The organism is Paractinoplanes deccanensis (assembly GCF_016862115.1).
Taxonomy (GTDB): domain Bacteria; phylum Actinomycetota; class Actinomycetes; order Mycobacteriales; family Micromonosporaceae; genus Actinoplanes; species Actinoplanes deccanensis.
On the sequence record NZ_BOMI01000090.1, the window covers coordinates 1 to 17,040 of the forward strand.

13 protein-coding genes are annotated in these 17,040 nt (G+C 70.5%); 5 read left to right on the forward strand and 8 right to left on the reverse strand.

What is annotated here, in order from left to right; translation table 11 throughout:
* Positions 1–1,955 (forward strand): anthranilate synthase family protein (locus Ade02nite_RS23295; RefSeq protein WP_203767655.1); only part of this gene is annotated, 1,955 nt, incomplete at its 5' end.
* 244 nt (positions 1,956–2,199) lie between these two features.
* On the opposite strand, the gene Ade02nite_RS23300 is transcribed toward Ade02nite_RS23295, so the two are convergent.
* A complete protein-coding gene (locus Ade02nite_RS23300; RefSeq protein WP_239168987.1) occupies positions 2,200–3,555 on the reverse strand; it encodes an alpha/beta fold hydrolase in 1,356 nt (451 codons plus the stop codon).
* Positions 3,556–3,755: 200 nt separating this feature from the next.
* Here Ade02nite_RS23300 and Ade02nite_RS23305 point away from each other — a divergent pair, with 200 nt between their 5' ends.
* Together Ade02nite_RS23305 and Ade02nite_RS23310 are read left to right on the forward strand one after the other, a co-directional pair.
* Positions 3,756–5,015 carry a sensor histidine kinase gene (locus Ade02nite_RS23305; RefSeq protein WP_239168988.1) on the forward strand — a complete coding sequence of 420 codons (1,260 nt, stop codon included), beginning with the start codon at positions 3,756–3,758 and terminating at the stop codon, positions 5,013–5,015.
* The gene (locus Ade02nite_RS23310) at positions 5,003–5,680 is read left to right on the forward strand and encodes a response regulator transcription factor (protein WP_203767661.1); all 678 of its coding nucleotides are present in this window, start codon (positions 5,003–5,005) and stop codon (positions 5,678–5,680) included. Before Ade02nite_RS23305 ends, Ade02nite_RS23310 begins: the two co-directional genes overlap by 13 nt.
* Before the next feature lie 263 nt (positions 5,681–5,943).
* On the opposite strand, the gene Ade02nite_RS23315 is transcribed toward Ade02nite_RS23310, so the two are convergent.
* From Ade02nite_RS23315 to Ade02nite_RS23330, 4 genes are read right to left on the reverse strand one after another with little or no spacing between them, the layout of a single operon-like run.
* Positions 5,944–7,149 (reverse strand): ABC transporter ATP-binding protein, encoded by a 1,206-nt coding sequence (locus Ade02nite_RS23315; protein WP_203767664.1) that lies wholly within the window; start codon positions 7,147–7,149, stop codon positions 5,944–5,946.
* A 6-nt stretch (positions 7,150–7,155) separates the two neighbouring features.
* A complete protein-coding gene (locus Ade02nite_RS23320; protein ID WP_203767667.1) occupies positions 7,156–7,989 on the reverse strand; it encodes a carbohydrate ABC transporter permease in 834 nt (277 codons plus the stop codon).
* Positions 7,990–8,958 (reverse strand): carbohydrate ABC transporter permease, encoded by a 969-nt coding sequence (locus Ade02nite_RS23325; protein ID WP_275409939.1) that lies wholly within the window; start codon positions 8,956–8,958, stop codon positions 7,990–7,992.
* A complete protein-coding gene (locus Ade02nite_RS23330) occupies positions 8,955–10,241 on the reverse strand; it encodes an ABC transporter substrate-binding protein (RefSeq protein ID WP_203767670.1) in 1,287 nt (428 codons plus the stop codon). Before Ade02nite_RS23330 ends, Ade02nite_RS23325 begins: the two co-directional genes overlap by 4 nt.
* Positions 10,242–10,382: 141 nt before the next feature.
* Between Ade02nite_RS23330 and Ade02nite_RS23335 the strand changes: the two genes are divergently transcribed.
* Positions 10,383–10,961 (forward strand): mycothiol-dependent nitroreductase Rv2466c family protein, encoded by a 579-nt coding sequence (locus Ade02nite_RS23335; protein WP_203767687.1) that lies wholly within the window; start codon positions 10,383–10,385, stop codon positions 10,959–10,961.
* A 317-nt stretch (positions 10,962–11,278) separates the two neighbouring features.
* Positions 11,279–11,548, forward strand: a complete 270-nt coding sequence (locus tag Ade02nite_RS23340; RefSeq protein ID WP_203767690.1) for a hypothetical protein — start codon at positions 11,279–11,281, stop codon at positions 11,546–11,548.
* A 230-nt stretch (positions 11,549–11,778) separates the two neighbouring features.
* On the opposite strand, the gene Ade02nite_RS23345 is transcribed toward Ade02nite_RS23340, so the two are convergent.
* The 3 genes from Ade02nite_RS23345 to Ade02nite_RS23355 form a co-directional block, all read right to left on the reverse strand.
* Positions 11,779–12,645, reverse strand: coding sequence for an LLM class flavin-dependent oxidoreductase (locus Ade02nite_RS23345; protein WP_203767693.1), 867 nt, complete (start codon positions 12,643–12,645; stop codon positions 11,779–11,781).
* Between the two features lie 81 nt (positions 12,646–12,726).
* A complete protein-coding gene (locus Ade02nite_RS23350) occupies positions 12,727–13,968 on the reverse strand; it encodes an aminotransferase class I/II-fold pyridoxal phosphate-dependent enzyme (RefSeq protein WP_203767696.1) in 1,242 nt (413 codons plus the stop codon).
* A complete protein-coding gene (locus Ade02nite_RS23355) occupies positions 13,965–17,018 on the reverse strand; it encodes a putative bifunctional diguanylate cyclase/phosphodiesterase (protein WP_203767699.1) in 3,054 nt (1,017 codons plus the stop codon). The genes Ade02nite_RS23350 and Ade02nite_RS23355 overlap by 4 nt, the downstream gene beginning before the upstream one ends.
* Between the last annotated feature and the right edge of the window lie 22 nt (positions 17,019–17,040).

A 17,040-nucleotide genomic window follows, 5' to 3' on the forward strand; every position in this document is an offset into this window, starting at 1 on the left:
TGCTCCACCGGGACGGCGCCGACCACGTCGAGGTGCTGACCGGCGACCTCGTCACCGTGCCCACCCTCGACGACATCCCCCTCCACCGCGGCCGTCCCACCCTCGCCGTCATCCCCTACCGCCAGATCACCGAGCGGGGCTTCGACTGCGTCGACGACGGCGCCCCACTGGAGTGCCTGGTGGTGCGGTCGAGGCACACGGCACCGCTGAGTGCCTTCCCCGCCGCCCCGCTCACCGTGCGCGACGGCGGCTTCGACATCTCCGACGACGACTACGGCGCGATCGTCGAGGACGTCCTGCGCGACGAGATCGGCCACGGCGAGGGCGCCAACTTCGTGATCCACCGCGTCTTCCAGGCCACCGTCGACGGCGACCCGATCGCCGCCGCCCGCGCCGCCTTCGGCCGCCTCCTCGCGAACGAGCAGGGAACGTACTGGACCTTCCTGGTGCACACCGGCACCCGCACGCTGATCGGCGCCACCCCCGAACGCCACGTCAGCGTCGCCGACGGGATCACCATGATGAACCCGATCAGCGGCACCTTCCGCCACGGCTCCGGCGACCTCCTCGACTTCCTGCACGACCCGAAGGAGGTCGAGGAGCTCTACATGGTGCTCGACGAGGAGCTCAAGATGATGGCCACGGTCGCCGAGCACGGCGGCCAGGTGGCCGGCCCGTACCTGAAGCAGATGGCCCACCTCACCCACACCGAGTATCTGCTCGCCGGCCGCGGCTCCCTCGACGTGCGCGACGTGCTGCGCGAGACCATGTTCGCCCCCACGGTCACCGGCAGCCCGATCGAGAACGCCTGCCGGGTCATAGCCCGCCACGAACGCCGCGGCCGCGGCTACTACGCCGGCGTCCTGGCCCTGCTGGACCACGACGACCAGGGCCGCCAGACGCTCGACGCCCCCATCCTCATCCGCACCGCCGAGATCGCCCCCGACGGCACCTTGCGCGTGCCGGTCGGCGCCACCCTCGTCCGCCACTCGACCCCGGAAGGCGAGGTGGCCGAGACCCACACCAAGGCCGCCGGCATCCTGGCCGCGCTGGGCGCCACGTCGGCGACCACCCCCGCCGCACGCCCCGAGGCCGAGTCGCCGGAGATCCGCGCCGCCCTGGCCGCCCGCAACAACGACCTGGCCCGCTTCTGGCTCGACTCCCGCGAACCCGGCGCCCTGACCGTCCCCGCCCTGGCCGGCCGAACCGCCCTGATCGTCGACGGCGAGGACACCTTCACCGCCATGCTCGCCCACCAGCTCAAGGCCCTCGGCCTGACCGTGACCGTGACCCCGTGGACCACCTTCCAGTCACCGGCGATCGACTCCCTCCCTCGCCCACTCGCCCTCGACCCCGAGACCGCCGACCCTCGGCCCGCTGACCCTCGGCCCGCCGACCCGCTGACCGCCGATCTGCTGGCCGCCGATCTGCTGGCCGCCGATCTGCTGGCCGCCGACCCGCTGGCCGCCGACCCGCTGGCCGCCGATCTGCTCGTGGCCGGTCCCGGGCCCGGCGACCCGGGCGATCCGGACGACCCGAAGATGGCCGTGATGCGCGGCCTCATCGAAGCGCGCCTGGCGGCCGGGCGGCCCCTCTTCGCCGTCTGCCTCGGGCACGAGATCCTCGCCGTGCTGCTCGGTCTCGCCCTGCGCCGCCGTGACGCCCCCTACCAGGGACTCGCCCGCGACATCGATCTCTTCGGCGAGACGCGAAGGGTCGGCTTCTACTCGAGCTTCGCGGCCGTCTCGGACACGGACGACCTCACCACCCCACACGGCGAGGTGCAGATCTCCCGCGACCGAGCCGACGCGGCCGTCCACGCGCTGCGCGGACCACGCTTCGCCGGCGTGCAGTTCCACCCCGAGTCGGTGCTCAGCCGGGACGGCCTGACCGTGCTCGCGGAACTTCTCCCGCAACTGCTGTCTGATGTGGTTAGCCCCGCGAAGAACGGGTAGCGAACAGGGTTGCCGGTGGTTCAAGGGGATCGAGAGCCTCCGCTTGGGCCACCGGCCCGCACCATCGACCCGGCACCCGAGCAATACCCGCGCGGCCGTGTCAATCAACGCGGTGCCGCAGAGCTGTCTCCCTCCGCCGGCGGGACAGCGTCTCGGTTTGCGCAGGGCGTAGAGCCCGGCGACAAGGGGAGACCGGCGAGTACCTGCCCCGTGGGCGCTCGCCGAGCTGCGGACCGGCGGGGTGTCAGCCGGCCAGCACATCGTCCAGCACCGCCAGGAGTCGGTCCGGCCGCTCGAAGATCGCCCGGTGGCCCGCGCCGGGGATCACGACCAGTTCCTTCTTCGGTGCGCGCACCGTCGGATACCACTCGTCGAAGAGCACCTCGAGCCCGCGCATCTCGTCGGCGCCCTGCACGAACCAGACCGGCACGGGCAGGCTCGTCGCACTGCGCCGCAGGTCGATCTCCTGCATCCGCGGATAGAGCACCGACCAGGTGTCGAGGATCGCGTTGATCGTGTGCGCCTTCTGCAGCAACGTGTACTCCCGGACGCCGATCTCGAAGCCCAGTGACGGCTGCGCGTACGCCTCGTTCTCGTACAGCATGATCGGCTCGTATCCCCAGACGTCGGAGTAGGGCGGTGGCCCCTGGGCGGCGAGTTGCTTCGCCACGCCGTCCCGCCCCGTGGCCCGCGCCCAGGCCAGGATGTCGTCGTAGAAAAGCCTGTCGCTCGCCCGCAGATCGACGCCCTGGCCCGTGCCGATGTAAGCGGCGAACTTCTCCGGATGACGCTGGAGCGCCAGCACCGACAGCACGGAGCCGCCCGAGTGGCCCAGCAGGTAGATCTTGTCCTGGTGGAAACGCTCCCGCAGATGATCGGCGACGTCGGCGATGTCCTGCACCATCCGGTCGAGCGTGGCGCGCGATGTCGGATCGAGCACGCGGTACGACGCGCCGCCGCCGCGCCGATCGAGCGTCGCCATCACGAACCGCTGCTCGACGGCTTCGAGATGGCGGCGCACGGCTCCGAGCTCGGAACCGCCCGGCGCGCCGGGAACGAACAGCAGCACGGGCGCATCGGCATGTTGCCCCCGGATCATGACGTTGAGGCCGCCGACCGTGGCCAGCTCGGCGACACCGCCGGCGATGGGCGCGGTGCGTGCCGGGACCGCGATCGCAGCGGTCACCAGCAGCACGCCCGCGGCCGGCAACGCCACCAGCACCTGCCCGAGTCGCCGCGGGACTCCCCTGCCCACGAAGAGCCCCAGCACCAGCGGCAGCAGAGTGAGCAGGGCCTGCACGCCGCGTCCGGCGGCCAGCACGACGAATCCGAACGGGCCGGCGTGCGGCGGACCGGTGGACGGACCGCTGTAACGGGTGCGGACGAGCTCGATCGCCACGACGAACGCCGCCGGCACGAGCAGGAGCACAAGCCGGGAGCGGGTGAGACGCCCGGCCGCCACGCCGATCACCGCGCTGACCGCCACCGAGCAGACCGCCTCGGTGATGGTGATCGGACCGCGCGGTGTCCACAGTCCCGCGACGGCGCCCCAGAGGGCCGCGACTACTGTCCAGAGCAGGACTGGCGCTTTCCCGAGCACGGCTGGCACCTTCCCGAGCAGGACTGGTGCCTTCCGGAGCGGGACTGGTGCCTTCCGGAGCGGGTTTGGTGCCTGAGGAATCGGTTGCATGCCGCAGAGGATCGTCGAGGGAGACGGCGGAGCACACGATCCTTCGGAAGGGGTTGAGGCCATACTTTGGTAGGTCCTCAACGGACGCTCACCCTCGTAGGCTGCGGGGCATGTCGTCGTTGTCGTTCCGGTTGCTGGTGCCCGATCCGCCGGGTGACCAGCGGTCGGCCACCCGGGACCGGGTCGCCGACCTCATAGCGGTGCTGTGCGCTCTGGCTTATGGCGCCGCCATGGTGCCGCTCGGCGACGCGACCGCGCCGTCGGCACCCATCCCATGGCAGGCCGACGTGGCACTCGGTGTGCCCTGCATCCTGGCGTTGTTCTTCCGCCGGCGGTGGCCACTCGGTGTCTGCCTCGTCGTGCTTCCCCTGGGCGCCGTGTCGGTGATGGCGACCGGCGCCATCCTGATCGCGCTGTTCACCGTCGCGATCCGCTACCGGGCCGGGGTTGTCCTTCTCCTCGCCGCGGCCCACGTCAGCACCGGCGTCGTCTACTACACGCTTCAGGACCACCCGCCCTTCCCGCTCTGGATCGACGTCGTGATGCGGGCCTTCACCGGGCTCGCCGCGATCGGCTGGGGGCTCTTCCTGCGGGCGTACCGCAGGCTGACCCTGACACTGCGCCAGGAAGCGCGCCGGGCGCGTGAGGAACAGCAGCTGCGGGTCGACCAGGCACGGCTCACCGAGCGGTCCCGCATCGCCCGCGAGATGCATGACGTGCTGGCGCATCGCATGTCGATGGTCAGCCTGCACGCGGGCGCGCTCGAGGTGAGCAGTGACGCGCCGGCCGACGAGATCGCGTCGGCCGCGCGGACCATCCGGCTGAGCGCCCATGACGCGCTCGAGGAGCTGCGTGCGGCGATCGGTGTGCTCCGTCCGGGCCGCGCGCAGGCGGAACCACCGCAACCGGACCTCGACGATCTGGACGAGCTGGTGCAGGCCGCACGCACCTCCGGCATGAAGGTCGACTTCATCTGGCTACAGCCACCGGTCCGGCCTGCTCCCGTGGTCGGCCGCACGGCCTACCGGTTGATCCAGGAGGCGCTGACCAACGCTCGCAAGCATGCTCCCGGCAAGTCGGTGGACGTGCGTCTCGACGGTGCCGCGGGGCGCCACCTTCGCATTGAGGTCATCAACTACGTGTCGGACGCGCACGAGCACGAGGAGGCCCGGCGTCAGGAGGCACAGAGCTCGATCGGCGGCGCCGAGCTCTCCGATCATCACCTGGAGATCGAGGACGACGGGGTGCCGGGGTCGGGCGTGGGGCTGATCGGTGCCGGGGAGCGGGCGGAGTCGGTGGGCGGCCACGTGACGTACGGCCGGGAGGACGATCGTTTCCGCTTCGAGGCTTGGCTGCCATGGCGGGCGTGATCACCGAGAAGCGGCCGATCCGGCTGGCGATCGTCGACGATGACGCGCTGGTGCGCGGGGCTCTGCGACTGCTCTTCAGCCGGCAGCCCGACATCGAGGTCGTCGCGGAGGCGGAAAACGGGATCGAGGCGGTCGCCGTGGCCGCGGCCAACTGGCCGGACATCATGCTCATGGACATCCGGATGCCGAAGCTCGACGGCATGCTCGCCACCCAGCGCATCCGGAGCCGTCCCTCGGCGCCGCAGATCATCGTGTTGACGACCTTCAACATCGACGAGTACGTGGTGGAGTCGCTTCGGGGCGGGGCCAGCGGCTTCCTGCTGAAGGACTCGGCGCCGCAGGACATCATCACGGCGGTGCGCCGGGTGTCCGCGGGCGAGAGCATGCTGTCGCCCGCGGTGATCCGCAAGGTGGTCGACCACGTGGCCGACCCGGCGGCCGGCTCGCGCCGCTCCAAGGCCAGGGCCAAACTCAACGTGCTGACCGACCGGGAGCGCGAGGTGGCGATCTGCCTGGGCGACGGCCATTCCAACGCCCAGATCGGTGCCACGCTCCGCATGAGCCTGCCCACCGTGAAGGGCCACGTTTCGCGCGTCATGGCCAAGCTCGAGCTCAACAACCGCGTGCAGGTGGCCATCCTCGTCCACGACGCGGAGCTGCTATGAGCGGCGCATACCCGACCAGCGGGCGCCCGACGAACGCGCAGTCGACCGGCGCACACCCGAGGGACGGGCGCCCGACCAACGCGCAGTCGACCGGCGCACACCCAAGGGACGGGCGCCCGACCAACGCGCAGTCGACCGGCGCACACCCGAGGGACGGGCGCCCGAGAAGCGGGCGCCCGCCCGTCGGAGGGACAGAACGCGGGCCGGGACTCAGGCCGGGCCGTAAGCCGGGACGCGGTCCCGGACACGGGCCGGGGCGTGGGTCAGGACGCGGCCACGCCGGCCGCGCGGCCTTCGTGCAGGGTGATGTTCTTGCCGTCGCGCGGGTCGAAAAGGTGAATCTTGTCGAGGTTCAGCCAGACCCGGGCGTCGGCGCCGTCGCGCACGCGGGACTCGGCCGACAGGCGGGTCACCAGGCTGTCCTGGGGCGGCAGGTCCGCGCCGCCCGCGTCGGCGGCCAGGTCCTCCAGGTCGGCCGCGGCGGCGTGCTCGCCCTCGACGGTGAAGTAGACGTACTTGTCCGAGCCCATCGACTCGACCAGGTCGACGGGGGCGGTGAACTCGAAGCCCTTCGCCCGCTGCGCCTCGTCGATCAGCTTGGCGTCCTCGAAGTGCTCGGGCCGGATGCCGACGATCAGCTGGCGCGGGGCGTCGCCGGCGCCGAGGGTGCGCTTCATCCGGTCGCCCAGCGGCAGGTCACCGAGGGGCGTGCGCAGCATCGAGTCCTCGACGGCCGCGGGCAGGAAGTTCATCGCCGGCGAGCCGATGAAGCCCGCCACGAAGAGGTTCACCGGGTTGTCGTACAGGGTCTGCGGGTCGCCCACCTGCTGGATGTGGCCGCCGCGCATGACCACGACCCGGTCGCCCAGCGTCATGGCCTCGGTCTGGTCGTGCGTCACGTACACCGTCGTGGTGCCGAGCTGCTTCTGCAGGCGCGACACCTGGGTGCGCATCTGCACCCGCAGCTTCGCGTCGAGGTTGGACAGCGGCTCGTCCATCAGGAACGCCTTGGGACTGCGGACGATCGCCCGGCCCATCGCCACGCGCTGGCGCTGACCGCCCGACAGGTTCGCCGGCTTGCGGTCCAGGTAGTCCGTCAGCTCCAGGACGCGGGCCGCCTCCTCCACCTTCTGGTTGATCGTGGCCTTGTCGAGCTTCGCGAGCTTCAGCGGGAACGCCATGTTCTCCCGGACGGTCATGTTCGGATAGAGGGCGTACGACTGGAACACCATCGCGATGTCCCGGTCCTTCGGGGCCTTGTCGTTGACCCGCTGGCCGCCGATGCGCAGCTCGCCCGAGGTGATGTCCTCGAGGCCGGCGATCATGTTGAGGGTGGTGGACTTCCCGCAGCCCGACGGGCCGACCAGGATGATGAACTCGCCGTCGGCGATCTCCAGGTCGATGCCGTGCACGGCGACGGTGCCGTCCGGATAGCTCTTGGTGACCTTGTCAAGAACGATGTCAGCCATGGATACCTAACCCTTCACCGCGCCGGACGTCAGGCCCGCGACGATGCGCCTCTGGAAGAACAGCACGAACAGGATGATCGGGATCGTGATCACCACGGCGGCCGCGGAGATCGCGCCGGTGGGGTCCTCGAACTGCGAGGCACCGGTGAAGAACGACAGCGCCGCCGGGACCGTGCGGGAACGCTCGGTCGAGGTGAGCGAGATGGCGAACAGGAAGTCGTTCCAGCAGAAGATGAAGACCAGGATGGCCGTGGTGAAGACGCCGGGCGCCGCCAGCGGGGCGATCACCTTGCGGAACGCCTCGCCCTGCGTGGCGCCGTCCATCTTCGCCGCCTTCTCCAGGTCCCACGGGATCTGTTTGAAGAACGCCGACAGCGTGTAGATCGCCAGCGGCAGCGCGAACGTGATGTACGGCAGGATCAGCCCGAGCCACGTGTCGAACAGGCCGATGTTGCGCTCGATGTTGAACAGCGGCGTCACCAGCGACACCTGCGGGAACATCGCGATCAGCAGCGACACCCCGACGAGCAGCGACTTGCCGGGGAAGTCGAGCCGGCTGATCGCGTACGCCGCCATGGTGCCCAGGACCACCGCGATCGCGGTGGCGATCAGCGCGATGCCGATCGAGTTGATCAGGGCGCGGACGAACTGGTCGGTCTGGAAGATCAGTTTGTAGTTGTCGAGCGTCCAGTCGCGCGGGATGAAGTTGCCGTCGGTCAGCGTCGGCGTCGTCTTGAACGACAGCGACGCGATCCAGAGCACCGGGATCAGGGCGAAGACGACGACGACCGCGTCCAGGAAACCCCATTTGACCTTCGCGGAAGTGGTTGCGGTGGCCATCTAGCGTCGACCCTCCTCGCTGGCGCCGGGCGCCGCCGTGCCGAAGAGCTTCACGAAAATGAAGGCGATGATGGCCACCGTCAGGAAGATCAGCACGGACATCGTGGAGCCGATGCCCAGGTTGAGCCCCTTGATCAGGTTGTTGTAGGCGATCATCGACACCGACGACGTCTCGTTGGCGCCGTTGGTGAGCACGTAGATGTTGTCGAAGACGCGCAGCGCGTCCAGGGTGCGGAAGAGCAGCGCGACGAGGATCGCCGGCTTCATCACCGGCAGCATCACCTTGGTGAACCGCTGCCACCAGCTCGCGCCGTCCATCGACGCGGCCTTGAGCAGGTCGTCGGGCACCAGCGCGAGACCAGCCATGAGCAGCAGAGCCATGAACGGCGTCGTCTTCCAGATCTCGGCCAGGATGATGATGGCCAGTGCGCTGGCCCGTTCCGTCAGGGGCGCGCCCTCGGGGGCGAAGAGGTTCGCCAGATAGCCCGTGCCGGGCGTCCACGCGTAGCGCCAGCTGAACGCGGCGACGACCGTGACGATGCCGTACGGGATGAGGGCGGACGTGCGCACCAGGCCGCGCCCGACGAGCGTGCGGTGCATGATCAGCGCGAGGCCCATGCCGAGCACGAGCTCGACCGCCACCGAGACGACGGTGATCAGCAACGTGACGCCGAAGGCCGTCCACCAGTAGCCGTTGGTCAGCACGGTCACGTAGTTCTCGAACCAGATGAACTGCCGGTCCTGCGGAAACTTCAGGTCGTAGCGCTGAAGGGACAGCCAGAACGAGTAGAGGATCGGGTAGGCGGTGACGACGACCATCACCAGCGCGGCGGGCGCGCAGAGCAGCCAGCCGAGCTTGCGCTCCTGCTTCTTGCCCTCGCTCAGCTCGGCGCGCCGGCGCCGCTGCCGGGGAACGGCCTGCTGCTCGGCTGCCTGAGACGCGGCCGGCGTGGTGCTGGAGATGCTCACGGCAGCACTCCCTTCGACTCGAGGGCGTCCTGGATGGAGCTCTTCAGCTCGGCCCCGGTCTTGTCGGGCTCGATGCTCGCGGGCGGCGAGAGCTGCGCGGACACCACGGTGGAGAGGTTCTGGTACGCGGGCGTGCGCGGCCGCGGAGCGGCGTTCTTCAGCTCCTCGAGCAGCGTGTCCTTCATCGGATACGCCTCGGCCATCTCCGGCTCGTTGTACACGGCCTCGATGGACGGCGGCTGGCCGGCGTTGATCGCCAAGTACTTCTGGGCCTCCGGGCCTCGCAGGCACTTGGCCGCCTCGAACGACAGCTCCGGGTTCTTGCTGAACGCGCTGACCGCCACGTTCGATCCCCCGATCGTGGTGACGCTCGGGGTGTTCGGGTCGATGCCCGGATACCGCGCCCAGGTGGTGTTCTTCGCCAGGTCCGGGGCGTCGCTCTGCATGGACGGCCAGACGAAGGGCCAGTTCAGCTGGAACGCGCCGCCGCCGTTCTGGTATGCGAGCCGCACGTCGTCCTCGAGCGCGTTGGAGAACGACGGGCTGGTCACACCCGCGGTCGCGAAGGTCTTGAGGGTTCGCAGGGCGTTGATCGCGCCGGCGTCCATCACCGCGGTCTTGCCGTCCTCGCTGACCACCGTGCCGCCGGAGCTGGCGACCAGGCTGTTGTACAGGACCACGAGGCCCTCGTACTGCGCGCCCATGGTGAGCACCTGGTACGTCTTGCCCTCGGACTTGAGCTTCTGGGACATCTGGATCATCTCGTCCCAGGTCTTCGGTGGCTCCGGCACGAGGTCCTTGCGGTACCACAGCAGCTGCACGTTGGTGTTGTTCGGAGCCGCGTACAGCTTGCCCTCATACTCGGCGGAGGCGAGCGGCCCGGGCAGCGTGCCGTTCTCCACCTCGGTCTTGTCCGCGCCGGTCCACTCCTTGATCCAGTCGGCGCTCGCGAACTCCTGGGTCCACGTGACGTCCATGCCGAGGATGTCCATGCTGTCGTCCTTGGCGGCGAGCCGGCGGACCATCTGGACCCGCTGGTCGTCGGCCGCCCGCGGCAGCACCTGGTACACGATCTTGTACCGGCCCGCCGCCTGTTGGTTGCACATGTCGATGACCGACTGCATGTTCTCGACGGGGAACTGGTACAGGTTGAGGACGGGCACGCCGCCGTTGTCGTCGGATCCGCAGGCCGCCAGCGGTGCCGCCAGGGCGATCGCGGCCCCCGCCGCGAGAGCCCGGGCACGCAGGGTGCGCCTTTGCGGATGTCGGTCGATAGTCGCCATTGACCCTCCATCCGGCCGTACGTCCGCCGCAGTGATCTCTATCACTTCGACGGCCAGTGATCCTCCTGCCCCACAGCGCGACGAAACAAACCCGCGGCGGTTCCGCGAAATGCAGGCTCAACGGCTCCTAGGCTGTGATCCATGGAGGCCACTTACTACTTCGATCCCGCGTGCCCGTTCACCTGGCGCACCTCGCGCTGGCTGGTCGCGGTCGCCCCCGAGCGCGACGTGACCGTCAGCTGGCGCGCGTTCAGCCTGAAGATCCTCAACGGCGACAACACCCCGGAGCAGTACAGGGCGGCGACCGACGCGTCCTTCCGGGCGCTGCGCCTGGTCGAGGCGCTGCGGGCCGATCGACGGCAGGACACGGTCGCGGCGTTCTACACCGGGATCGGCACCCGGGTGCACGCCGGCGGGGCGGCGCTGACTGACGATCTCGTGTTGGCGGCGGCCGAGGCCGCGGGAGTCGAGGACGCCAAAACGGTGCTCGACGACGCCAGCTGGGACGAATCGGTCCGCGAGTCGCACGAGGCCGCCCTCGCGCTGGCCGGCCCGGGCATCGGGTCGCCGGTGCTGCACGTGGACGGCGCCGAACGCGGCCTGCACGGCCCGATCATCGGCGCGGTCCCGGAGCGCGACGAGGCCCTGGCGATCTGGGACGCGTTCGTCCCGCTGAGCCGCATCGGCACCTTCTTCGAGCTGAAGCGCGGCCGCGGCTGACGGCACGCACCGCCGCAAGACCGCCCAGCCGACGCGGCAGCGCACGGCAGCGGGACCGCGGCGGCGTGACGCGGCGGCAGGGCGGCGGACCGGGCGCGGCGGCGAGGCGGCGGGCCAGGCGCGGGGGCGAGGCGGCGGGCCAGGCGCGGCGGCGAGGCGGCGGGCCAGGCGCGGCGTCGGGCCGGGCGCGGCGGGGCGGCAAGCCGCGCGCGGCGGCTGAGAGTTCGCTGAGGACACAACGTGGACGGGGGCGTGAGCGTTTAACGGCGTGATGCGGATGGGTATCCGCGTCGCGCCGGAGAACACGGGAGGGCTACATGGCCGAGCCGCAGGTCACATTGGATCCGCACAGCCTCAACCCCGTCGAGGAGAAGCTGCGCGGACCGCTTGAGGAGCAGCTCTCCTCGGCCCTGCAGGCAGCAACGGACAGGATCAGGCACGGGTATGCCGGGCAGAGCGTCGACGAGGTCACGCAGATGCTGCTCGAAGGCACCAAGGCGGGTCTGCACCCGGACATCGCCGAAGGCTTCCACCCGGACCACTACCAGCTCCGCCAGGTGGCCGAGGCCATCGTCGCACGCCGCTGATCGACAGGGGCGGCCGCGCCAAAACGCGGCCGCTCCCGCCACGGGCAACCGCCACCCAGAAGCGCGGCCGCCCCACCATGGGCAGCCGCCGCTCGGAAACGCCGGCCGCCCCACCATGGGCAGCCGCCGCCCGGAAACGCCAGCCGCCCCACCACAGGCAGCCCGCCCGGAAGGACGGCTGGTCGCGACGTGGGCCGGCCGGACATGGAATGGCGGCAGGCCTGTGCCGGTCAGGGTCGGACTAGAGTCCGCAGGACGTCCATCGCCTTCAAACGGTCGGGGCCGGTGCCCAGCAAGCCGTCGGGGATGATGAGCTCGTCCAGCCCCAGGGCCTCGTATTCGGCGATCGCGTCCTTCAGGGCGGGGATCGGGCCGCCGATCACGGGCATGGTGATGCCGTCGGGGATCTCGCCGTCGACCACCGTCAGGGCCTGGGCGGTGCGGGCGATCGTGCGCGGGTCGCGGCCGATCGCCTCGCAGTGGGTGTCCAGGACGGCGGACTTCTGGGCTATGTGGGACGGGACGCCCCAGGTGTTCCAGGCGTCCGCGTGCTCGGCGACGATGCGCAGCATGCGCTTCTCGCCCTTCGCGCCGATCAGCACGGGCAGGGGGTTCTGGATCGGCTTCGGGTCGCACTCCGCGTCGGTGAGCTGGTAGTACGTGCCGTGCAGTGTCGTGCGGTGGTCGCGCAGCAGGCCCCGGAGCGCCTGCACACCCTCGACGAAGCGGTCGATGCGCTGCTTCACGGGCGGGAGCTCGATGCCGTACTGCTCGTGCTCGTTGATCTGCCAGCCCGCGCCCACGCCCAGGGTGAAACGGCCGCCGCTGATGTGGTCCACGGTCGCGGCCATGTTCGCGAGGACGGCGGGGTGGCGGTACGTCATGCCGTACACCAGGGTGGTGATCCTGATCCTGGGCACCGCCGCGGCCAGCGCCGCCACGACGGAGCCGCACTCGAGGACCGGCCCGGAAGCGCCGTTGGGCATGAAGTGGTCGGCGAAGTGCACACCGTCCCACCCGGTCTCCGACGCGTGCCGGGCCGCCTCGAGCACGCCCGCAAAGCTCTGCCCCGCCGAGGGCCAGATCGAAAGTCGCATCCCCCGATCATCACAGAGGGGAAGGAGGGGTGCCGTGGAGGCGCGGCCCTCAAACAGCGCGGCCCTCAAACAGCGCGGCCCTCAAACGGCGCGGCGCAGCTTGCCCGCCGCGTTCAGCTCGGTGATGACCGCGTTCAGCTCGTCGAGCTCGTCGTCGCCGTTGGCCGCCGTCACCTGGGCCCGGAAGCCCACCTGGTCGCGCGGCACCAGCGGGTACGCGGCCAGCGTCACGTAGATGCCGCGGTCCCACAGCAGCTTGCCCACCTCGTCGATGTCCTCGCCCTCAGCCAGCGGCAGCTCGATCACCGGCGTGTTGCCCGTGTTCGGCGTGTGGACGCCCAGCGCCCGCACGTGGTCCAGGACCTTCATCGTCTTGCGGTAGAGCGTCGCGCGGATGTCGTCGCCCCGCTTCTCGTTCACCGACAGGCCGGCCAGCACCGTCGCCAGCGAGGCCGTCGGCGCCGGGCCCGAGTAGAGGTACGGCGGCGCCGACACCTTCAGGTGGTTCTTCAGCCACGTCGGCAGGGCCAGGAAGGCCAGCAGCGACGAATAGCTCTTCGAGAAGCCGCCGACCAGCACGATGTTGTCGTACGTCTCGCCGCTGTACTTGACGATCGCGTTGCCGCGCAGGCCGTACGGGGACTTCTCGTTCGCCCCGCGCTCGCCGATCACGCCGAAGCCGTGCGCGTCGTCGACGTACAGCAGCGCGCCGTACTCCCGGCAGACCGCCGCGAACGCCGCCAGGTCGGGCGCGTTGCCCGTCATGCTGTTCACGCCGTCCATCGCCACGATCTTCGAGACGCCGGTGGGCGCCGCGCGCAGCAAGTCGCGCAGCTGAGACACGTCCAGCGACGAGAACCGGGTCACCGTCGCGCCGAGACCGCGGGCGTACATCGAACCGTCGTAGATGGTCTTGTGGGCCTGGGAGTCGAGGAAGATGTGCCCCTGACCGGCCAGGATCGGCAGCACCGACATGTGGATGTGGGTGATCGTCGGCAGCACCAGCGTGTCCGGCGCGTCGAGCAGGGCCGTCAGCTTCTCCTCGATCTGCGGGTAGAGCGCCGGGTTGCCCAGCAGCCGCGACCAGCTCGGGTGGGTGCCCCAGCGGCGCACCTCGGGCTCGATCGCCTCCATGATCTCCGGCTCCAGGTCGAAGCCCAGGTAGTTGCAGGACGCGAAGTCGGCGAGCCAGTGGTCGCCCACCCGGATCCGGCGGCCGTTGATCTCCTCGATCGTGGCGTCGTACATGGGGTTGCCGGCGCGCAGCCGCTCCAGGTCGGCCCACCGGCCGTCGCGCTTGACGAACTCGAGACCGTCGCTCATGAGAGACCCTTCGTGAGAATCGAGGACTGGAACTCCTCGGACGTGACCGGCTTGGAGAACAGGTAGCCCTGGCCGTAGGGACAGCCCATCGCCACCAGCGCGGCGCGGTGCTCCTCCAGCTCGATGCCCTCGGCCACGACCGCGAGGTCGAGCGTGCGGGCCAGGTTGACGATCGTCTCGACCAGCGCCATCTGCTGGCGGCTGTGCAGGATGTCGTCGATGAACGACTTGTCGATCTTCAGGACGTCGACGGGCATCTGGCTCAGGTAGCTCAGCGACGAGTAGCCCGTGCCGAAGTCGTCGATCGCGATCCGGACGCCCATGGCGCGCAGCTCGCCGAGGTCACGCCACACCTGGTCGGCGTCGTGCAGCACCAGGCTCTCGGTGATCTCCAGCAGCAGCCAGCGGGGGTCGGCGCCCGTCTCGCGCAGGACCTCGCGGACCTGGTCGACGAAGCCCGGCGTGCGGAACTGGCGCGCCGACACGTTCACGCTGACGTAGCGCATGAGCCCGCCGGCGTCCGCGCGCCGCCACTCCGCGAAGGTGCGCAGCGCCTCGCGCAGCACCCAGCCGCCGATCGCCACCACCGAGCCGTTCTCCTCGGAGAGCTCGATGAACTCGTTCGGGCCGAGCAGGCCGCGTGCCGGGTGCTGCCAGCGCACCAGCGCCTCGAGCCCGATCACCTCGCCGGTGGGCAGGTCGACGATGGGCTGGAAGCGCAGCCGCATCTGGTCGCCGGGCACCGCCTCGTTGAGGGCGGTGCGCATCTCGAGGCGGCGCAGCATCGCCTCGTGCATCTCGTCCTCGTAGCGCTGCCAGGTGTTCTTGCCCTCGGTCTTCGCGCCGTACATCGCCACGTCGGCGCGGCGCAGCAGCTCGGTGATCCCGGCCGTCTCCGCGCTCGTGGCGACGCCGACGCTGGCCGCGCCGCGCACCAGGTGGGTGGCGCCCGTCGCGTCGGTGACCTCGATCGGCTCGCCCAGCGCGGCCACGATGCGGCCCGCGATCTGCTCGGCGTCGGCCTCGGCGTCGACCTGCTCCAGCAGGACGGCGAACTCGTCGCCGCCGGTGCGGGCCACCGTGCTCAGCGGGCCGACGACCGCGGCGATCCGCTCGCCGACCGTGGTCAGCAGCTGGTCGCCGGCGGCGTGCCCGAGCGTGTCGTTGACCTCCTTGAAGTCGTCGAGGTCGATGAAGAGGACGGCCACCTCGTGCCGCCGGTCGGAGGCGTAGCGCGCCGCGTGCTCCAGGCGGTTCTGGAACAGCGCGCGGTTGGCCAGGCCGGTCAGCGCGTCGTGGAACGCCTGGTGTGCCAGGTCGTTCTCGAGCCGGCGCCGCTCGGTGACGTCCCTTATCGTCACCACGAGCCCGGACACGGCGGGGTCGTCGCGCAGGTCGCGGCAGGTGCACTCGACCTGGAGCAGCAGGTCGTCGCCGCTGATCGCGGTGAGGTCGATGCCGTCACGCGGGCCCTTGCCGGAGCGCACCTGGCCGAGCAGGTGGTCGAGCTCGGCGTGGTCGGTGGCGGCGATCAGCCGGCGCAGCGGCATGCCGACCAGGTCGGTGTGGCCGAAGACGGGCAGCGCCGACGGGCTGGCGTAGCGGATCACCTCGTCGTCGCCGACGATCATGATGACGTCGGAGGCGCTCTGGATCAGCGCGCGGAAGTAGTCCTCGCTGCTGCGCCGGTTGACCTCGGCGGTCAGGTTGATCCGCTCGACGGCCATGGTGCCCTGGGTCATCAGGGCCACGAAGGCGGGCTCGAGCGAGCTGAGCACCTCGTCGTCCGCGGCCAGGTAGAGCCGCCGGTGCCGGCGCGGCTCGCCGGGCTTGCGGGGCGACGCGATGGCCTCGGCGCACAGCGCCCAGGTGAAGCCGGCGAACGCCGCCGAGACCTCGGCGGGCTCGTCGGCGACCAGCACGCGCCGGGTGCCGACCAGGCCCGTGGTGGTGCCCGGCTTGGCGTCGACGACGAGCAGGTGGTGCGACCACGGCTGCCCGGCGGGCACGATGGCGGCGAGGGCCTTCTTCAGGGCCTCGTACGCGTCGGCCTCGCTGCTCGCCGCGACCAGGTCGGCGCCGGTGATGCGCAGCGTGCGCTCGCGGGCGGCGGTGATCCGCTGGGACTGCATGAGCCCCGCGACGCGCAGCATCACCGCGAGGAACATCAGGGCGCACGCGGTGGCGATCATCGGGGCGTCGGTGACCTCGCCGCGCAGGTCCTCGACCAGCAGGATGGCCGGCGCGATGAGGGCCGCGGCGACCATGAGGGCGATCCGGCGGCCGCCGGCGATCGCCTGGTCGGTCCGCTCGCCGCCGGCGGTGAGGTCGCGCATCGACGGGTGCAGCGCGGAGAGCGCGATCGCCGTGTAGAACAGGATCCAGCCGGAGTCGACGGGGCCGCCGACCGCCCAGCTGCCGGCGAGCTGGCGCAGGCCGTAGAGGACGTCGGTGACCAGCAGGCTGGAGACGCCGACGACGAGGATGGTGAGCGCGGCGGGCTTGCGGCCGCCGGCGGTGAGCAGCCGGGCGAACATGGCCAGCGCCAGCACGTCACCGAGCGGGTAGGCGATCGAGACGAGCTTGTCGGCCAGGTTGAGGTCGGCGTCGTGCACGTAGGGCGCGATCAGGAAGACCCAGGAGAGCAGCCCCAGCCCGGCCGTCGGCACCAGCGCGTCGAGCAGCGCGGCGCGGTTGTCCGTACCCGATCGGACCCTGATGAAGACCAGCAGGGCGACCGCGAGCATCGGGTAGACGATCAGGTAGAAGACGTCCGCGAGCGACGGGAACGGGTTGTCGTACCCGAGGTAGTCGGTGAGGACGTTGTACGTCGTGTCGCCCAGGGTGAAGCTGGCGACCACGGCCGAGAGCAGGTACCAGGGCAGCTTGCGTGACGGCTGATGGAGCCGGATGCCGACGAGCACGGCCGCCGCCCCGGACAGGCCGATCACTGCCCACGAGTACATGCTGAACTGCGGCAGCGCGTAGAACACCACCGTGAGGGCGGCGATCCACGCGCCGAAGCACGTCTGCATGCGCGCGGCGGACATTCCGGCCTCCGATCTCGGGGTA

Bases quoted from the DNA above. Each gene is read 5' to 3' on its own strand.
- Ade02nite_RS23305 (WP_239168988.1), top strand. From the start codon at position 3,756: ATGTCGTCGTTGTCGTTCCGGTTGCTGGTGCCCGATCCGCCGGGTGAC.
- Ade02nite_RS23310 (WP_203767661.1), top strand. From the start codon at position 5,003: ATGGCGGGCGTGATCACCGAGAAGCGGCCGATCCGGCTGGCGATCGTC.
- Ade02nite_RS23315 (WP_203767664.1), bottom strand. From the start codon at position 7,149: ATGGCTGACATCGTTCTTGACAAGGTCACCAAGAGCTATCCGGACGGC.
- Ade02nite_RS23320 (WP_203767667.1), bottom strand. From the start codon at position 7,989: ATGGCCACCGCAACCACTTCCGCGAAGGTCAAATGGGGTTTCCTGGAC.
- Ade02nite_RS23330 (WP_203767670.1), bottom strand. From the start codon at position 10,241: ATGGCGACTATCGACCGACATCCGCAAAGGCGCACCCTGCGTGCCCGG.
- Ade02nite_RS23335 (WP_203767687.1), top strand. From the start codon at position 10,383: ATGGAGGCCACTTACTACTTCGATCCCGCGTGCCCGTTCACCTGGCGC.
- Ade02nite_RS23340 (WP_203767690.1), top strand. From the start codon at position 11,279: ATGGCCGAGCCGCAGGTCACATTGGATCCGCACAGCCTCAACCCCGTC.
- Ade02nite_RS23345 (WP_203767693.1), bottom strand. From the start codon at position 12,645: ATGCGACTTTCGATCTGGCCCTCGGCGGGGCAGAGCTTTGCGGGCGTG.
- Ade02nite_RS23350 (WP_203767696.1), bottom strand. From the start codon at position 13,968: ATGAGCGACGGTCTCGAGTTCGTCAAGCGCGACGGCCGGTGGGCCGAC.
- Ade02nite_RS23355 (WP_203767699.1), bottom strand. From the start codon at position 17,018: ATGTCCGCCGCGCGCATGCAGACGTGCTTCGGCGCGTGGATCGCCGCC.